The organism is Nostoc sp. (assembly GCF_036918245.1).
GTDB lineage: Bacteria > Cyanobacteriota > Cyanobacteriia > Cyanobacteriales > Nostocaceae > Nostoc.
The window spans coordinates 166,922-185,332 of sequence record NZ_JBALEF010000017.1; the positions used below are offsets into that span (position 1 = coordinate 166,922).

The following is an 18,411-nucleotide window of genomic DNA, read 5'->3' on the forward strand; positions in this document are numbered from 1 at the left end:
ACCATTTTTTGCTTTTCTTGCCATCCATTAGTCTAAAATCTTAGCTATGGTAGTGAATACCCGCCGTCGATTATCTTTGAATTTGCGGCGACCGTGCATAAATCTCGAATTATCGATCATAGCTAGATCGCCTGCTTGCCACGATATTTCTTGCGTAAACTTGTCGTATAGTTTCTGAAGTTCATCGGCTACTTCGTTAGAAAGCTTTGAACCATCTTCAAAAATCTACCATCCGCGAGTGTGAGATGCCCAAAGAAAGTTGGCAAATGCATCTTGATTCCCATACTTGGTTTTGACTACTGCTGAACGAATATATTTTAAAGAAAATGTTGAATCTTCATTTATCTGATAACTAAAATCCTCAAAATTATCCAATACTTGCTTGCAATCATCAATGGTTTCACCACCGTTAATCCATTGATTTAACATATCTAATGGCACATTTTCAAAAGCAAACTTTAGTTTTTTCTCAACAAATAACTGTTTCAGATGTTTGCTCATTTCCTTCCATAGTTGCACACCGTCCCAAAATAGAGTTTCGCCTCCTTCTTGTGCAGGCATTTGACAGCAAAACCAAATAACATCTGGTTGATAAGGATTAGCACCATGCTCAGTATGAGGAGGACTAGCATCCATTCCGTTATCTACTGAGTTAACAAAATCAACCGATTCAATACTTGTTTTCGTAGGATCTTTAAGGTAGCTACAACTGAATTTTTCGGAAAATTGTTTCATCAGTATGGGAGTTACGCCAAAACCTCGAAAAAGAACAACTCCAGATGACTTGAATAGCTCAAGAATTTCTTCTTGAGAAACACGTAAAATATCTTCACAATCGTTAGTACTAGATACTATTTTTCCTGTTCCTGTTCCTAATGACTCGATTTTACTAATCATGGGTTTTATTTAGTATTTTTTGGTTGGGATTAACATTGTAATTGCTTACCGCAAGACAAACGCCTTTTACGCTGAATTAGCAACGAACTGCTGTGGCTTGGTTGAGCGTGGACGTTCACCAAGCAAAATCATTTTTAAGCCACTAGCAGGGGGATAGTTAACACCTATAGCCTTGGGTTTTTCTACTCTTTCTTCATGGGCTAGTGCTAGTTGATAGCGACAGAGAATTGTTGCTAAGACTAGTTTCATCTCAAAAAGTGCTAACACCTCACCCGGACAGCGGCGAGCACCACCCCCAAATGGGAGAAATTCATAGGGAGAGTATTGTCGCTCCAGAAACCGTTCTGGTTTGAATTCCTTCGGTTGTGGATATAAGTCCTCACGCTGATGTGTCAGATAGATACAGCCTCTGGTGACTGTATCTGGACTCAATTCGTAGCCCATCACCTCAATTGGTGCTTCTACCAGGCGTGGAAATGTGACTACCTGAGTTGGGTAAATTCGTAGTGCTTCATTACAGACAGCACTAAGATAGGGTAGCGCAGCAATAGCCATAGGATCTGGGGATTCACCAAGAGTATCAAGTTCTGCTAGCAATCGTTCCCGAACATCTTTTGAACGGTGAATCCAGTACAATGACCAAGTTATGGCAGTGGCTGATGCATCCTGACCACCCAGTAGCAATGATGGGAACAAATCTCGTATATCCTCATCGGTCATTGGTTGACCCGTTTCATCACGGGCAAAGAGTAGTTCCGAGAGGACATCGGTGCGAGTAGGATCTACTTGCGATCGCCTTTCTGCAATTTCAGCATAGAGTAGTTTATCAAACTGTTGTTGGAGATGAAGCCAATATCCCCAAGGAGTCCAACGACCGAAATCTTTTTGCAGAAAGGGATAGGAGAGAGATAACCCCAGCCAGCGAGACCGGGCAAAACTTAATAAATTGGAAAGTAGTTGCCGAAATTGTTCATAATGCTCTCCCTCAGATAAACCAAACAAAGCTTGCAGTATTACCTCTAAAGTAATTTTTTGCACAATCGGGTAGGCAACAAAAGTTTGGCCTCGCGCCAGATCATTGATGATTTTCTCTGTCACTTGACAGATACGCTGCCCATATAGCTGTACCCGAGTCCCATGCATGGGAGGCATCAACAACTGACGGCGATGCTTGTGGCGCAAGCCATCAAGCATAAGTAACCCATTGTTTCCCACTAGAGCCGCACCGCCTTGGTTCAACTTTCCAGAAGCTTTAATCTCTTTGGCGCTGGTAAAAATCTGTTTTATCCCCTGTGGGTTACTGACGATAACTAAAGGTGTAGAACCAGTCATAATAGTGAAAATATCACCATAGCGATCGCTCATAGCATCCATGAAGCCAAGGGGATCGGTCTTAAATTGATGACTCACCAACCGGGGAGAAGTTTTTGGTCCATCTGGTAGTTTCATTAGTATTTTTAGGTAAATGTTAAAATATTGATCGCTGTTAAACTGAACCGACAACAAATGTCTGCGACTGTCCTTGATGTTGACGCCGACCGCACATAACCATCTTCACGCCACTAGCTGGGTAACAAATCAGACCTCCAAATTTGGGACGTTCTGGACGCTTACTAACTAGATCCAATTGATAACGTGAAAGAATAGTTGCTAATACAAGTTTCATTTCAAATAAGGCAAAAGTTCCGCCAATACAGACACGAGAACCACCGCCAAAAGGTAAAAATTCGTAGGAGGAAAATTGTTTTTCTAAAAAGCGCTCTGGCTGAAATTCTTTTGGAGCAGGGTATATATCTTCACGTTGATGTGTCGAATAAATATTAGCAATAAGTACTGTACCGGGATTCAACTCGTAACCCATGACCTCAACGGTCGATTCTACCAACCTGGGAAATGCAAACAACTGAGTTGGATAAATTCGCAAAGCTTCGTTACAAACGGCACTTAGGTAGGGTAGTGCGACAATATTCATAGGGTCTGGATTTTCACCAAGGCTGTCGAGTTCTGATAAAAGGCAAGAGCGAACATTAGGTAAACGGTGAATCCAATATAAAGACCAAGCGATCGCAGTTCCTGAAGCATCACCAGCCGCAAATATAGGCGATAATAAGAGGTCGCGCACTTCTTCATTGCTCAATAGTTGACCTGTCTCATCTTTAGCAAATATCATATCTGAAAGCATATCAGGGCGTGAAAAATTTGCTTGCGATCGTCGTTCTTCAACCTCAGCCAATAGCAATTGAAAAAGTTTTTCCCTCAGGTGAAGGCGATACCCTTGTGGACTCCATCGACCTAAATCCCGTTGTCCAAAAATATTCCCAAGAATCTTATCTAGAGGAGACTGTCCGATTCTGAGCGTAGACACAAATAAATCTTTAATTTTCTCACAGCGCTCTCCTTTATCCAAACCCATTACAACTTCTATACCCACTCGTAAGGTGATATCTTCAATTGTCGGGTATGCAACAAAAGGTTTTCCAATCACCTGTTTACTCATAATCTTTTCTGTGAGTTCACAAATACGTTGCCCACAGGCTTGCATTCGCGCTCCGTGAAAAGATTGCATTAAGAGCTTGCGTCGATTTTTGTGAACTAAGCCATCTAGTTGAAGAACTCCTTGATTTCCTGTTCCTAAGGCGAAATTTTGGTTTAATGCACCTCTAGCTGCAATTTCTTTAGTATTTGTGAAAATATCCTTTATTCCTAAGGGATTGCTCACATAAACAATTGGTGTAGAACCAGACATTAGAGTGACAATATCACCATAACGTTTGCCCTGAGCATCCATGTAACCAAAGGGGTCAGCCTCAAATTGCAGATTTAGCAACCATAACGGTGTTTTCGGTCCTGGGGGTAGTTTCATGAGTCTCTTTTACTCCCATTATTGATTGATATCGTATACAGAATTATCGATACAAATTCTCAGATGTTTAGTTAATTCTTGAATATGAGGTTCAACGAAAATCGAGAAATGATCGCCAGGAACTTCAATTACTTGAATAGGTTGACTAGAATATTTCCCCCAGCCTAATAAGGGGTCATCAGTACTCCATTCTCGATTGTCAAAGTCATGAATAATCTCCTCTTTAGCTCGAAATAGAGTTATGGATTGAGGATAAACCTGGGGAACATAATCTCGCATAGCTTGGACATGCGCTCGGAAAAGTTTGTAATAATGGAGAAAATCTTCAACCTCTGTATCGCTAAAGATAAAGTTTGCTTTTTTATTTACTAAATGAAATTGCTCATTTAGTGGCAAAACTCGAAGTTCCTCAAAAGGAATTGAAAAATCTATATTATTATTGGTTTTTATCGATTCTGCCATGCGGAGTAAGAATTTTGCATCGTCATCTTTTGTAGATTCAATACGTGTTTCTGGTTGTATAGTATCGATAAGAACTAATAAACTTACTGTTTGACCTTGCCTTTGCAATTGCTGCGCCATTTCAAAAGCAATTACACCGCCGTAACAATGACCGCCTAAAAAATAAGGGCCATTTGGTTGTACTTGACGAATTTCTTGGAGGTAGCGAGTTGCTGTCTCCTCAACTGAAATAATTTCAGGTAGGTCTTGCTCTAGAGTATGTTCCAAGGCATAAAATGGATAGTCCTCACCAAGCCTTCTGGACAATTTAAAGTAGTTATTAATACCTCCGCCAGCGCCATGCATACAGAAGAAAGGTATCTTGTCACCAGAAGAGTTAATTGCTACTAAAGGAGAATTAGAACTATCACGGGATGGCTGACTAACAATAATCGCTAATTTTTCAATTGTTGGGTTTTCAAAAAGAGTAGATAGGGTAAGATTATGCCCAAATTTGTCCTGAATTTGAGCCATTAAGCGTACAGCTAAAAATGAGTGACCACCCAAGTCAAAGAAGTTATCTTTTACCCCGAGAGGGTTAGTATTTAGGAGATTTTCCCAAAGTTTTACTAATGATAATTCTGTAAAATTACGAGGAGCAAGGAAGGATTGAGTAGTATTTGGTCGAATAACTTCATCAGTTGTCAAAGAACGCTTATCTACTTTGCCATTAGGTGTCAGTGGGAGCGCATCCAGTACAACAAAACTAGATGGTAGCATATAATTGGGCAATTTCTGTTGCAAATCTGGGAATATTTCTACAGCTAGATCCTGTTTATCTGTGACAATATATGCAATCAAACGCTGATTTTCTTGAGCATCATCACTAGCAATTACAACAGATTCTTGCACTTCTGGATGTTGGGCAATAACAGTTGCAATCTCACCCAATTCTACTCGGAATCCTCGGATTTTCACTTGTTCATCATAACGACCCAAATATTCAAGATTACCATCTTTGAGATATCGGACTAAATCGCCTGTTTTGTAAAGTTTAGTTCTGGGTATAAAGGGATTATCAATAAATCTTTCTTGAGTTAATTCTGAACGATGCAAATATCCCATCGCTAATCCGTCACCACCAACATAAAGTTCACCGATAACTCCTAGAGGTGTTGGTTGTAAATTGCGATTCAAAACATAAACCTGAGTATTATCGATAGGACGACCGATGGAGACACTGCTTGCCTGTTCTGGCAATAAACTCGTATCATAATAAGTGGCATTAGCGGAAACTTCCGATGAGCCGTAAAGGTTAATTAGTTTGGCAAATGGTATCAATTCTTGAAAAGTTTGAGCTAACTTAACAGATAGTGCTTCCCCGCTAGTTATCCAAAGTTTCAGTTCTGATAATTTCTTAATCAGATGACTATAATTATCTAGAAGTAAGCGCAGTAGTGAAGGTACAAGTATAATACGGGTAACTTTGTGATGTGCTAAAGCTTCTATAAATAGCTGCGAGTCTAGTAAAGTTTCACTCTTGATAATTACTGTCGGAATTCCTCTAAGTAAAGGAGCAAAAATTTCCCACACAGAATCTACAAAGCTAATAGCTGTTTTCTGACAACAAACTTCTCCTTGGGTAAAAGGATAGGTTTTCCATAACCAGTGTAGGCCGTTTACTGTACCGCGATGTGTGCCAAGAACACCTTTAGGACTTCCAGTTGAGCCAGAAGTATAGATAACATAGGCGAGATTATCAGATGAAGAGATGTTAATGGGATTTTCAGAACTTTCTTGAGCAATTTCGTTTTTGTGGATATCCAAGCAAACAGTTTTAGCTGAAGATAATGAGAGTTTTTCTAATATCTCCTGTTGACTAATTAACACCGATGCTTGAGAATCAGAGAGCATAAAATTTAAACGTTCAACTGGATAACTTGGATCGAGTGGAATATATGCACCGCCAGCTTTGAGGATAGCTAAAATTCCCACCACCATCTCTAGAGAACGTTCAAGACATAGAGCAACTAGCGTTTCTTTTGTTACACCCTGTTTTTGTAAATAATGTGCAAGCTGATTAACTCTGTGGTTAAGTTGACGATAAGTCAGTTCTTCAGACTGATGAATTAATGCTAAAGAGTCAGGTGTGAGTTGAACCTGTTGCTCAAATAATTGATGCAAAAATGCATCTTGAGGATAATTTGCACGAGTTTGATTAAACTTAAATAATAGTTGCTCTTGCTCAGAAGTAGTTAGTATCAATAACTCACTAAGGCGCTGCTCTGGATTAGTAACGATATTTTCTAATAAAGTCTGGAAGTTATTGATAAATTGGGTAATTTTTGTTGAATCAAAAATATCTGTATTGTACTCTAAACACCCTGTTAATCCCTCTTGGGATTCAGACATGGATAGGAAAATATCTAGTTGAGCTGTACCACTATCAAACTCCAAAGTTCGCAAGGTTAAACCAGAAACTTCCTGTACAGACACTGGGCTGTTTTGCAGGACAAACATGACTTCATAAAGTGGATTCCGACTTAAGTCTCGTTCGGGTTGCAATTCTTCTACAAGCATCTCGAAAGGCAAATCTTGATGTGCATAAGCATCGAGAGTCACCTCACGTACTCGATGTAGAAGTTCGCGAAAGCTAGGATTTCCACTGAGATTATTACGTAACACCAAAGTGTTAACAAATAAACCTAACATTCCTTCTAATTCGGCTCGGTTTCGGTTGGCAATTGGAGAACCAATTAAGATGTCTTCTTGGTCTGTGTAGCGATATAATAAGATGTTAAATGCCGCCAGCAAACTCATAAATAAAGTAGCGTCTGCTTGCTGGCTTAATTGTCTCAATGCATCAGTCAGAGCTTTCGAGAATGTAAAGTATTGCTTGGCACCAGTGAAAGTAGTAACAGTAGGTCGCGGGCGCTCTGTGGGTAATTGTAGTACAGGTAACTCACCCTTGAGTTGTTGCTTCCAATAATTTAATTGGGTTGCGAGGAATTCACCTTGCATGCGATCGCGTTGCCAAATGGTAAAATCTGCATACTGAATGGGGAGTTCGGGTAAGGGGGAAGGTTGATTTGTCCAGAAAGCAGCGTATAGCGTTGACAGCTCACGCAGGAACACACCACAAGACCATCCATCCGTGATAATGTGGTGCATGGTCATAAGCAAAATGTGTTCTTCTTCACTCAAGCGAAGTAAAGTTGCTCTGACTAAAAGTCCTTTAGCTAAATTAAAAGGTTTTTTCGCTGACTCTGCTACAAGTTTTTTAACCTCAGACTCCCAATCTTTACCAGACAAATGCTCAAGATTAATAATGGGTAAATCCCAAGTTAATTGGGGTGCAATCTCCTGTACTGGCTCTCCATTTACAACTGTAAAAGTTGTGCGCCAAACTTCATGACGCTTGAGAATTTCATTCAGACTTTGCTGAAGTACTCTAATATTCAGCTTTCCTTTGATATGAAAAGCGATGGGAATATTGTAGAAGGAACTCCCGTGATAAAGTTGGTCAATAAACCATAGTCTTTGTTGGGAGAAAGATAAGGGTATATTCTCAGAGATTTGACGTTTGAGAATAGTATCAGCTTTAAACTTTCCTCCCTTCCATTTCTCTAAAAGAGCTTTTTTCGCAGGTGATAAATTAGAGTGTTGTTTATTCATTGTTAAAATTTATCTGAAGACTCACTAACTGCAATTTTTCCTTTTTTAGCTAGATAATTAATCATAATTTAAGTACCGTGACCTCATTCTTGAGGAGAGTAATTTTACGAGTTTATTAACTCCGACTAGACCAAAAACTTTCGTAATTTTACTATCGTGCTAAAGACGTTTAAGGAACTTGGTGAGAATAAATAGAATTATGTTACAAAATGTAAATACGCTTCTAACCTTTACCAATGACCAATGACAGCCCCAGCAGTTACCTTTAATTGCGCCGACTTACTTACGACAAACAAAGCAAGTGTTACCTGTTCCCTCTCCAGCATTAAGATGACTAATTTCTCGGAAGCCCACATTTTCTAAAGCTGATTTTACATCTGTGAATAAGTGATCTTTTCTCAGCCAAGTAGTGTCTGAACGCTTCCAAGTTTTCTCTACTAATTCAAATCCAGTAACTTCGATTTTCCACATCTTTTCTTCCGGTTGATAGTAAAATAATTCCAGAAAAGCGCATTCATCATTGACATAGATATGATTGAAATATCTTTCTCCAGCAAGCTTATACATTAATTCTACTAATGGTATCGAGAACACGAACAGACCATTTTCCTGTAGTGCTGTATATACGTTTCGGAAGACGGCCGTCAAGTCTTGATTATTTAGGATGAAAATAAAAACATCGATTGAAATAATAGCATTGAACGTGGGTGGCAACTCAAACTTACGTATATCACCAAGGATAAATTCACTTTCCGGTGCGTTTATTCGGGCATAGCGCAATAGTCCTTCAGATGCATCAATCCCAGTCATTTGATACCCTTTAAGCTGAAGCTGTTGCATTAAATGTCCACAACCGCAACCAAGGTCGAGAATACGGGCTTCTTTAGAGAGATAGGGAAACAGTATTTGCTCTAAAAAAGGTAGTACACCATCATCTATAAATTTATCTTTATTCTTGAATTCGTTCTGTAAGTGAGCAATCGGCTCATAATTTGGAGGATTGCTGGCTAAAGACATAAGAGGATTAATTGCTAAAGACATAAAATTTTTTTCCTATTTATAAGTAAAGGTTTCCAATCAATTCATTTGCAAAAGTGAGAAGAAAAGCAATAATTTTTAATCACGCTTATAACTCGTATACAAGCTCATAATAATTCGAGGAGTGCCTCGCATTTTAAAGTCTCTAGAGGTCAATCATCTGCGCGATTAGCCAAAAGCAGTTCTACCTCTTCCTCAGATAACTCTTCAATTTTTTCTAACAGAAGTTGCTCAATCATTTCTGTCTGTTTGACTGGTATCATTGCTTGTAATAAAAAGTCACGCAGTGGTAATTCTACAGGAAATCTTTCTCGCAATCGAGAAATTAGTTGAGTTGCAATGAGGGAGTCTCCTCCTAACTCATAAAAGTTATCGTAAATACCAACTTCTGCAATTCCAAGTACCTCTTGCCATATTTCCGTAATTTGTTTTTCCAACTTATTTGTCGGAGCAAGATATGAATTATTAAGGTTAGGTCTGGAGTAGCGCGAGGATGAGTCTATTTGAGAGGAGGATTTTGAATTAGGTAGAGAGTCGAGGTCAAATGTGCGCTCGCACCTAGCTTTTAAATCTACCGTGGAAACAACAACCTGAGTTGCTTTATCTAGAGAAAATATTCGTTTAAATACTTCTACAGCTTCTGTAGAAGTAATGGCTAATTCTACCCCCGATGCTTCTTCCAGTGCTTTTTGTTCTTGGGTCGTATTGAGTTGTAATTTGTCCCAATTTAGAGTGTACCACGGCAAAGAATGAGTTCGGTTGTGTCGGTTAGTAAAGGTATCTATGAAATGATTAGCTGCTGAATATAAACCTAACCCAAAACCTCCTAAAATGGAAGATAAAGAAGAAAAGACGACACAAAAATCTAATTTTCTCTTCTGTAATACTTGTTCTAATAGAGTAATCTGATGATGTTGGGAGTTAAATAGGTTTTCCAATTCTATATTACCAATTTCTGGAATCGAACTAAATATATTTTCACGCTTGATTCCAGTTGAATAGATAACCCCATGAATTTGACCAATATTCTCAGGTGCAAGAGTCTGGTGGATTTGTTCATAGTCAGTTATATCTGAACGCACCACCAAAACTTTTGCACCTAATTCCTCTAATGCTAGTAATTTTTGGATTTTGCAACTCACTTCATTTTCTTGAGTGTGAGTTTCAAGCCATTGTGAAAAATCATCTTTTTCTGGAAAAGCAGAATCCTCGATAAATATGAGTTTTGCTTGTAGAGATTGTGCTAAATATTCTGCAAGCAGAACTCCAATATTTTCTAATCCCCCAGTAAATAGGTAAACACCCTGTTTTCTCAACGGTGTTTTTTCTTCAACTACTGACTCGAAGCGAAGTGGTTCAAATATTTGTACCCAACGGTAGAAATCACGATAAGCAACAATCAAGTCTGAGGATAGAGATGTAAACTCGCTTAAAAGTTGGTCAATAATATTACTGTTATAATTTCCCTCTCTATCCTCAGAACCTTGATGATTTGTTAAGGCAATATCAATACACCGACAGGTAATATTAGGATATTCTTGAGGAATAACTTTACATAGACCTAATATTGTTGCTTTTGCTGGGTCTAGTTTTTCATTACCATTGACCTCTTGAATGTTGTTCGATATAACCCAAAGTTGTAAGCGATCGCCTACGGCGGGGCGTAGCCCATCGCTATTTTTGAGCTTACTAAGGCTCTGCGTTAAAAACAGCAGACTATTGAATTCTAAAAATTTTCTAGATTGACAATTTTCTAGTTTGCTGATGCTCCATAAATAAGCAATATTTTGGGGAATTTTACCGAATAAAATTAATTCTTGAAACAAAGTTTCATAGTCTTGGCGTCTGTATGGATTAATTGTATAAACACCATCACTTAGTTTACTAAACTGTTCTCCCTGGTTAACCGTAATGACATTTTTACCTTGATTGCTCAAGGCATTAATTAATTTTTCACCCACTCCAAAATCATCAACAAAAAATAGCCACTCATCTTGTGTAGATTCTATTTGAGAAGAGGATGAATTAGGCAGCAAAGAACGTTTCCATGAAGGAACATAAAACCAGTCGGCAATATCTTGTTTCTTATCTAATTTTACTGACTTACTCTTTAAAGAAGGCGATGGGGATTTAGCATCAATCCAGTATCTTTGTCGCTCAAAAGGATAAGTAGGTAAAGGTAGACGATAACGCTGCTCGTGAGTATAAAATCCCGACCAGTCAATCTCTACACCAAAAAGCCACAACCGACCTAATGTCTGCAACAAAAAGTTAACATCAGATTGTTGGTCTTGAACATGGCGTAATGAAGTCAATACCTGTTGTTTGGTATTTTTATCTAAATGCTGTGTCGTAATGGTACTTAAAGTTCGTCCCGGTCCCACCTCCAGAAAAATACCTTCAAACTGCTTTAACAGTAGAGATATTCCATTTGAAAATCTCACAGTTTGTCGCAAATGTTGACACCAATAATCGGGATTTGTGGCTTGTGCATCTGTAATCCAACTACCAGTAACATTAGAAATAAACCGTATGCGTGGTGGATTCAGTTTGACTTTTTTTACAAGCTCAATAAATGCTTCTAGTATTGGTTCCATCATTTGTGAATGAAACGCATGAGATGTATGCAACAGCCGATATTCAACTTCTTGAGAAGATAATTGATTTTTTAGTGTAGCAACTGCCTCGTTTGTTCCAGAAACAACACAGGAAGATGGGCTATTAATCGCTGCTATTTGGAGAGAATTCTTATACAACGTCTCTGATTCTAACAGCAACTGCACATCTTTTTCTGGAAGCCTAATTGCCAGCATACTTCCTGTGGGTACTTGTTGCATCAGCTGTCCTCTTTTTGCCACAATCAATAGGGCATCTTCTAAGGAAAATACACCTGCAACAGTAGCAGCAACATATTCCCCAATACTGTGACCAATCATTGCTTCTGGATGTATTCCCCATGACATTAATAACTGAGCTAGGGCATACTCAATGACAAATAACGCTGGTTGTGTCAGGGCTGTTTGTTGTAGTTGCTTTGAAACAGTCTCAGTGTCTTGTTTGTTGGGATAAAGTAGGGAGCGGATATCAAGACCGAGGTGGGGTTGCAAAATAAAAGCGCAAGTATCTACGTGTTTCGCAAATGTCGGTTCAATTTCATATAGTTCGTGAGCCATATTTGCATATTGCGCCCCTTGTCCCGAAAACATGAAGATGACAGGACAGTGACCTGGCTTGCGGTAGTGACTAAAAACACGTAGTGAGTCTTGCTTGTCAAGTAATTCTACTGCATCTTCTTGGCTATGGCAAACGACTATGCGGCGATAGTCAAAAGCCCGACGGCCTACTTGTAGGGTATGAGCTACATCAGGTAGGAAAATATCAGGATTTTGCTCCAAGTGAGTACACAGTTGCGCTGTCACAGTTTCCAGGGCTGTACTGGTTTTCGCTGACAGTAGAAGCAATTGCCAAGGACGCGAGAGACTGGAAGCCTCAATCACTGGAGCTTCTTCCAAAAGAACATGGGCATTAGTCCCCCCAATGCCAAAAGAACTTACACCTGCTCGACGTGGTGTACCGTTAGTTTTCCACTCTGATAATTTGGTATTGACATAAAAGGGACTATTGGCAAAATCTATCTCAGGATTAGGATGTTCAAAGTGTAAGCTGGGAGGAATCAAACCGTGTTTAACAGCCATGACCGTTTTTATTAAACTAGTCACGCCAGCGGCTATATTTGGATGTCCAACATTGGGCTTTACCGAGCCAATAGCACAGAATCCATTATTTTTGGTACGGGCTTCAAACACCTTCTTGAGGGCGCTAATTTCAATTGGATCTCCCAAGCTTGTGCCGGTTCCATGTGTTTCGATATAGGTAATCGTCTCCGGATTAAATCCAGCGATCGCCTGAGCCTCAGCTATTACTGAAGCTTGACCACCCACGCTAGGCGCTGTATAACCTACCTTAGCGGCTCCATCATTATTAATAGCTGAACCTTTAATCACTGCATGAATGCAGTCCCCATCTGCCAAAGCATCTTCTAATCTCTTCAGTACGACAATGCCTACCCCGTCACTGAAAATAGTTCCATTTGCTTTAGCATCAAAGGTGCGACAGCGACCATCGGGGGAACTCATCCCCCCTTCTTGATAGAAATAACCTTGCTTTTGTATAGACTGTATTGAAATACCACCTGCCAAAGCTACATCGCACTCATAGTTCAGCAATCCTTGGCAGGCTAAGTGAATAGCTACCAATGATGTAGAGCAAGCCGTACTAATGTTAATACTCGGCCCTTTCAGATTTAACTTATATGAAATTCTTGTAGCTGGGTAATGATGACTATTGTTCAATTCAATTAATGCACCCATTGATTCGATTATCTCAGGGCTGACACTTAGTCTACTAAGCCAGTAGTCGTTTATAAAATTTCCTACGTAAACACCAGTTAACTCTTTCTCAGATCCAGGAGCATAGCCAGCAGTTTCTAGCGCTTCCCAAGCACATTCAAGGAGAATACGGTGTTGCGGATCAATGATTTCGGCTTCTTTGGGCGAGAAATCGAAGAAAGGAGCGTCAAACATTTCAATGTCTGAGAGACGAGCACCAGCTTTGACATATTGAGGGTTACTCAGCGTGGCTGAGTCTACGCCTGAAGCTTCTAATTCTTCATCATTGAAGAAAGAAATGCTCTCTTGCCCATTGCACAAATGCTGCCAAAATTCATCAACACCTTTGGCTCCTGGAAAACGACCAACCATACTGATTACGGCTATGCCTTTGATGGAATCATGGATTTGTTGGTTATCCATCTGCCTTCCTCCTTTGTTTCATTAATTGTCTTTTTTCTTGCATAGCCACTTCTTTTTTGCTAGCACGTTCATCAGCTTTTTGAAATATCGGTTCTTCAAGCTGTTTTCCACCGATATATTCTGCCAAGGCACTTATAGTTGAATATTCAAATAGGCAAGCGGTCGAGATATTTTTGTTTAATATTTTTATAATTTGACTGCGAACCTGAATTATTAGTAGTGAATCTCCTCCTAATTCAAAGAAATTGTCATACAGACCTACCTCTTTAATTCCCAGGATTGGTTGCCAGATATCGGCAAGCTTTTGTTCAATTTGATTTCGAGGAGCAACATAATCATTACTTAATTCTGGTCGAGGATATTTTGACTTGAATAAATTGGCAGTTTCTAAAAAATCTATAACTTGTGTTTCCTTGTAAGAATTATGCTGTTTTAGAGAATGCAATAAGTCAGAAGTAGATACTACAACTTGAGGCATTCTACTTCCTAAAATACGTAGAAAAGCATCGACACCTTCATTCGGTAATATACCTTTTTGAAGATTTTCTGTTCGCAATTCTTGAAGTTGTTGAGGCAATTGTGTGTTTACCGCCATGCCAACTTCTTGCCAAGTATCCCAATTGATACTTGTAGTAAATCTACCTTTTTTTGAGGCATTAGAGTGAGCAAAAGCATCAAGAAAAGCATTTGCACCACAATAATCTACCTGTCCAAATCCTCCTAAGATTGAATTCATTGATGATGCCAACACAAAGAAATCTAACTGAATATCTTTGACAATTGCATCAATAACTAGTGTTCCCTTGACCTTGGGAGCGAGAATACTTTCTGCTTCTTGTTGAGTTTTTCGCTGAATCACACCGCCTCCAGGAACTCCCGCAGCATGAATGACACCGTTTAATTGACCAAATTGCTGTTGAGCTTGAGAAACAGCACTCCGCATTTGTTCTGTATTGCTGACATCAGCACTAATTACCAAAACTTCTGCACCCAACTGTTCGAGTTCTTCAACTTTGCGAATTTTGCAGCTAGTACTATCAGCCTCATCATGAGTAGTGAGCCATTTTTCCCACTCATTTTTTTTTGGCAAAGCAGAACGTCCTACTAACAGTAGTTTTGCTTGTACAGTTCGAGCCAAGTATTCTGCCAAAACAAGTCCAATACCTCCGAGTCCACCTGTAATTAAATAAACTCCTTTTTCTCGTAATTGAGGCTTTTCGATTTTAGCTTGATCAAAACGCACAGGCTCAAAACTCTGCACCCAGCGATTCAAACCTCGGTAAGCAATTAACTTTTGGGAATCATCAACAGTCAGTTCCGCCAGTATTTTTTCTAGAAGTTTTTCTTCTTGCCAACTATCGTTGGGGGGAAGGATAACATCAATACTACGACAATTAATATTTGAATATTCTTGAGAAATAACTTTAACTGTTCCGAGTAAAGTTGCTTTCTCTGCAGAAAGTACTTCAGTTCCCGTTACTGACTGGAGGTTGTTAGAAATAACTGTGATGTTAAAATTATCAGTAGTTTCTTGTCTTCCCAAAGCTTGGGCAAGAAATAGAAGACTATAAAATCCTCTTATTTGAGCTTGTTCAACTTGTTCAATTTCTAATTCTTCTTCACTACTAGGTGTAACACTCCAGAAATGAACCATCGTTTTGGGTAACTGGTTTTGGCTGATAATTTCCTGGATGAGGATATCATAATCATGATGATTTTGAGGATTAATCGTATATTGAGACTTACCTAATCTCGTAAATTTCTCACCAAGTTTTACGGTAATAACATCCTGGTTGTGTTTTCCTAGTTCTTTTGCCAATTTGATACCCACGCCACACTCATCAAGAAATACCAAAGCGCTAGATTTTGGAGTGACTAATTCTTGATGTTTTAGTTGTACTGGGGGTAAAGAAGGCTTCCAAAAAGGAATATAAAACCAGTCGGCTATATCAGGCTTTTTAGCCAGTGATACTGGTGTGCACTCGCCATCTTGTCCTTGCTTGTTAGCTTCAATCCAGTACCTTTGTCGTTCAAAAGGATAAGTCGGCAAAGGCAAACGATGACGCTGCTCGTGGGTATAAAATCCTGACCAATCTATTTCTACACCAGCCAGCCACAACCGACCTAATGTCTGTAATAAAAAGCTAACATCCGATTGTTGCTCTTGAACATGACTTAATGAAGTTAGTACTTGTTGTTTGGTTTTTTTATCTAAATGCTGTGTTGTTAATGTGCTTAATGTTCGTCCTGGTCCCACCTCTAGAAAAACACCTTCAAACTGCTTTAACAGGTGCGATATCCCATCTGAAAACCTCACTGTTCCTCGTAAATGTTGACACCAATAATCGGGATTTGTGGCTTGTTCTTCAGTAATCCAAGTACCAGTTACATTGGAAATAAAGCGTATACGTGGTGGGTTTAGTTTGACTTTTTTGATGGATTGAATAAATGCTTCTAGTATTGGTTCCATCATTTGGGAATGGAACGCATGGGATGTATGCAACAGTTGACATTCAACTTGTTGAGAGGATAATTGATTTTTTAGTGTAGCAACTGCCTCGTTTGTTCCAGAAACAACACAGGAAGATGGGCTGTTAACAGCTGCGATTTGTAGAGAATTTTTATACAACGTCTGTGCAGAGAGTAGCGATCGCACATTTTTTTCTGAAAGCCTAATTGCCAGCATACTTCCTCTGGGTACTTGTTGCATTAACTCTCCCCTTTTTGCCACAATGAATAGAGCATCTTCTAGGGAAAATACACCTGCAACAGTCGCGGCGACATATTCCCCGATGCTGTGACCGATCATCGCTTCTGGTAGCACTCCCCATGACATTAATAACTGAGCCAGGGCGTACTCTGTAACAAATAACGCGCTTTGGGTGAGGGCTGTTTGTTGTAGTTGCTTTGAAGCAGTTTCAGTGTCTTGTTCCTTGGGATAAAGTAGGGAGCGGATATCAAGACCGAGGTGGGGTTGCAAAACCAGAGCGCACGTATCTACGTGTTTCGCAAATGTACGTTCGACTTTGTACAGTTCCTTAGCCATATTTACATACTGCGCCCCTTGTCCCGAAAACATAAAGATGACTGGCTGTTCCCTATGCTCCTGATATGCACTAAAAACCCGTTGTTGATCTTGCGTTTCCAGAGCAATTACAGCATCTTTAATGTTCTGGCACACCAACATTTGGCGATGGTTAAAAGCTCTACGACCCACTTGTAGAGTATGAGCCACATTAGCTAGATTTATATCTGGATATTGTTTTAAATAGTCAACCAGATTTGTAGCCGCAGTTTCAACCGCAGAAGTCGTTTTAGCTGATAATAAGAGTAGCTGCCAAGGTCTAGAATGATCAAAATATTTAATTTCAGGAGCTTCTTCCAGAATTATATGGGCATTAGTTCCACCAAAACCTAAGGAACTAATTCCTGCTCGGCGGTGAATATTATTAGCTTTCCACTCGGTAAGTTTAGTATTGACGTAGAAGGGACTATTTGCAAAATCAATCTCAGGATTGGGAGCTTCAAAATTTAAGCTAGGAGGTATTTGTTTATATTTCAATGCTAAAACAGTTTTGATCAGACTTGCTATACCAGATGCTATATCTAGATGTCCGATGTTTGGTTTTACTGAACCGATAGCACAGAAGCCATTTCTTTGTGTAAAAGCACGAAAAGCTTTAGTGAGCGCCGCAATTTCTACTGGATCTCCAGTAGCAGTTCCAGTTCCATGAGTTTCTATATAAGAAATATCATCAGCATTAATTCCAGCATTTGCCAGAGCCTCTACAACAACTTCAGCCTGGCCATTTACACTAGGTGCTGTATAGCTAACTTTTAAGGAACCATCATTGTTGATTGCTGAACCTTTAATAACTGCATGAATATAATCTTTATCTGCAATAGCATCTTTTAATCTTTTTAAGACAACTATTCCAAGTCCACTGCCGAAAATAGTACCCTGTGCTTTAGCATCGAAAGCACGACAGTGACCATCAGGAGACAAAATTCCGTCCTCTTCATAGAAATAACCTGACTTTTGTGGAACTGTAACTGTAACCCCACCAGCTAAAGCGATATCACACTCTTCATCAAGTAGACTTTTACAGGCTAAGTGTACAGCAACTAATGAAGTAGAGCAGTAAGTTTGGATACCGACACTTGGGCCTTTTAAATTTAATTTATAGGAAATATTTGTAGTCAAGAAATCTTTATTAAGAGTATATTTATTGGAAATATCTATTAAGTTAATGTTTTTATATATATTGTTAAAAAAGTAAGTATTTGTGCCTACACCAGCATAAACCCCAATCAAACCATTGTATGTTTCTGGATCGTATCCAGCGTTTTCAAGAGATGACCAGGCACATTCCATGAAGAGGCGATGTTGGGGATCTACAACTTCAGCTTCTCTAGGACTGTAACCAAAGAACCTAGCATCAAACAACTCAATATCTTCTAGTACAGGCGCTGCTTTTACATACTGAGGGTCGTTTAAAACTGCCTCTTCAATATTTAAATCTACTAAATCATCATTGGATATGAATGAAATAGACTCAACTCCATTTTGAAGATTATGCCAAAATTCATCGATATTTTTTGCACCAGGAAAGCGACCAGATATTCCTACTATTGCTATATCTAAATTGGCTATTTTTTCAAGTGTTGTCTTGGTGTTCATAATTT

Annotated in this window: 8 protein-coding genes; all 8 read right to left on the reverse strand. The window is 39.3% G+C overall.

Going from position 1 to position 18,411, the window contains the following annotated elements; all coding sequences use genetic code 11:
- Positions 1-27: 27 nt before the first annotated feature.
- The gene (locus V7L12_RS33095) at positions 28-225 is read right to left on the reverse strand and encodes a TauD/TfdA family dioxygenase (protein WP_442947866.1); all 198 of its coding nucleotides are present in this window, start codon (positions 223-225) and stop codon (positions 28-30) included.
- Positions 226-897: a TauD/TfdA family dioxygenase gene (locus tag V7L12_RS03725; RefSeq protein WP_335082233.1), complete on the reverse strand. Its 672-nt coding sequence runs from the start codon at positions 895-897 to the stop codon at positions 226-228.
- 66 nt (positions 898-963) lie between these two features.
- On the reverse strand, positions 964-2,346 hold the full coding sequence (locus V7L12_RS03730) for a cytochrome P450 (protein ID WP_335082235.1): 1,383 nt from the start codon (positions 2,344-2,346) through the stop codon (positions 964-966).
- A 37-nt stretch (positions 2,347-2,383) separates the two neighbouring features.
- Complete coding sequence (locus tag V7L12_RS03735; protein ID WP_335082237.1) at positions 2,384-3,760, reverse strand: cytochrome P450; 1,377 nt, start codon at positions 3,758-3,760, stop codon at positions 2,384-2,386.
- An 18-nt stretch (positions 3,761-3,778) separates the two neighbouring features.
- Positions 3,779-7,876, reverse strand: a complete 4,098-nt coding sequence (locus V7L12_RS03740) for a non-ribosomal peptide synthetase (RefSeq protein WP_335082239.1) — start codon at positions 7,874-7,876, stop codon at positions 3,779-3,781.
- A gap of 279 nt (positions 7,877-8,155) precedes the next feature.
- Complete coding sequence (locus V7L12_RS03745) at positions 8,156-8,917, reverse strand: class I SAM-dependent methyltransferase (RefSeq protein WP_335082241.1); 762 nt, start codon at positions 8,915-8,917, stop codon at positions 8,156-8,158.
- A 149-nt stretch (positions 8,918-9,066) separates the two neighbouring features.
- Positions 9,067-13,725 (reverse strand): type I polyketide synthase, encoded by a 4,659-nt coding sequence (locus V7L12_RS03750; protein WP_335082243.1) that lies wholly within the window; start codon positions 13,723-13,725, stop codon positions 9,067-9,069.
- Positions 13,718-18,406 (reverse strand): type I polyketide synthase, encoded by a 4,689-nt coding sequence (locus V7L12_RS03755; RefSeq protein WP_335082245.1) that lies wholly within the window; start codon positions 18,404-18,406, stop codon positions 13,718-13,720. The genes V7L12_RS03750 and V7L12_RS03755 overlap by 8 nt, the downstream gene beginning before the upstream one ends.
- Positions 18,407-18,411: the final 5 nt, after the last annotated feature.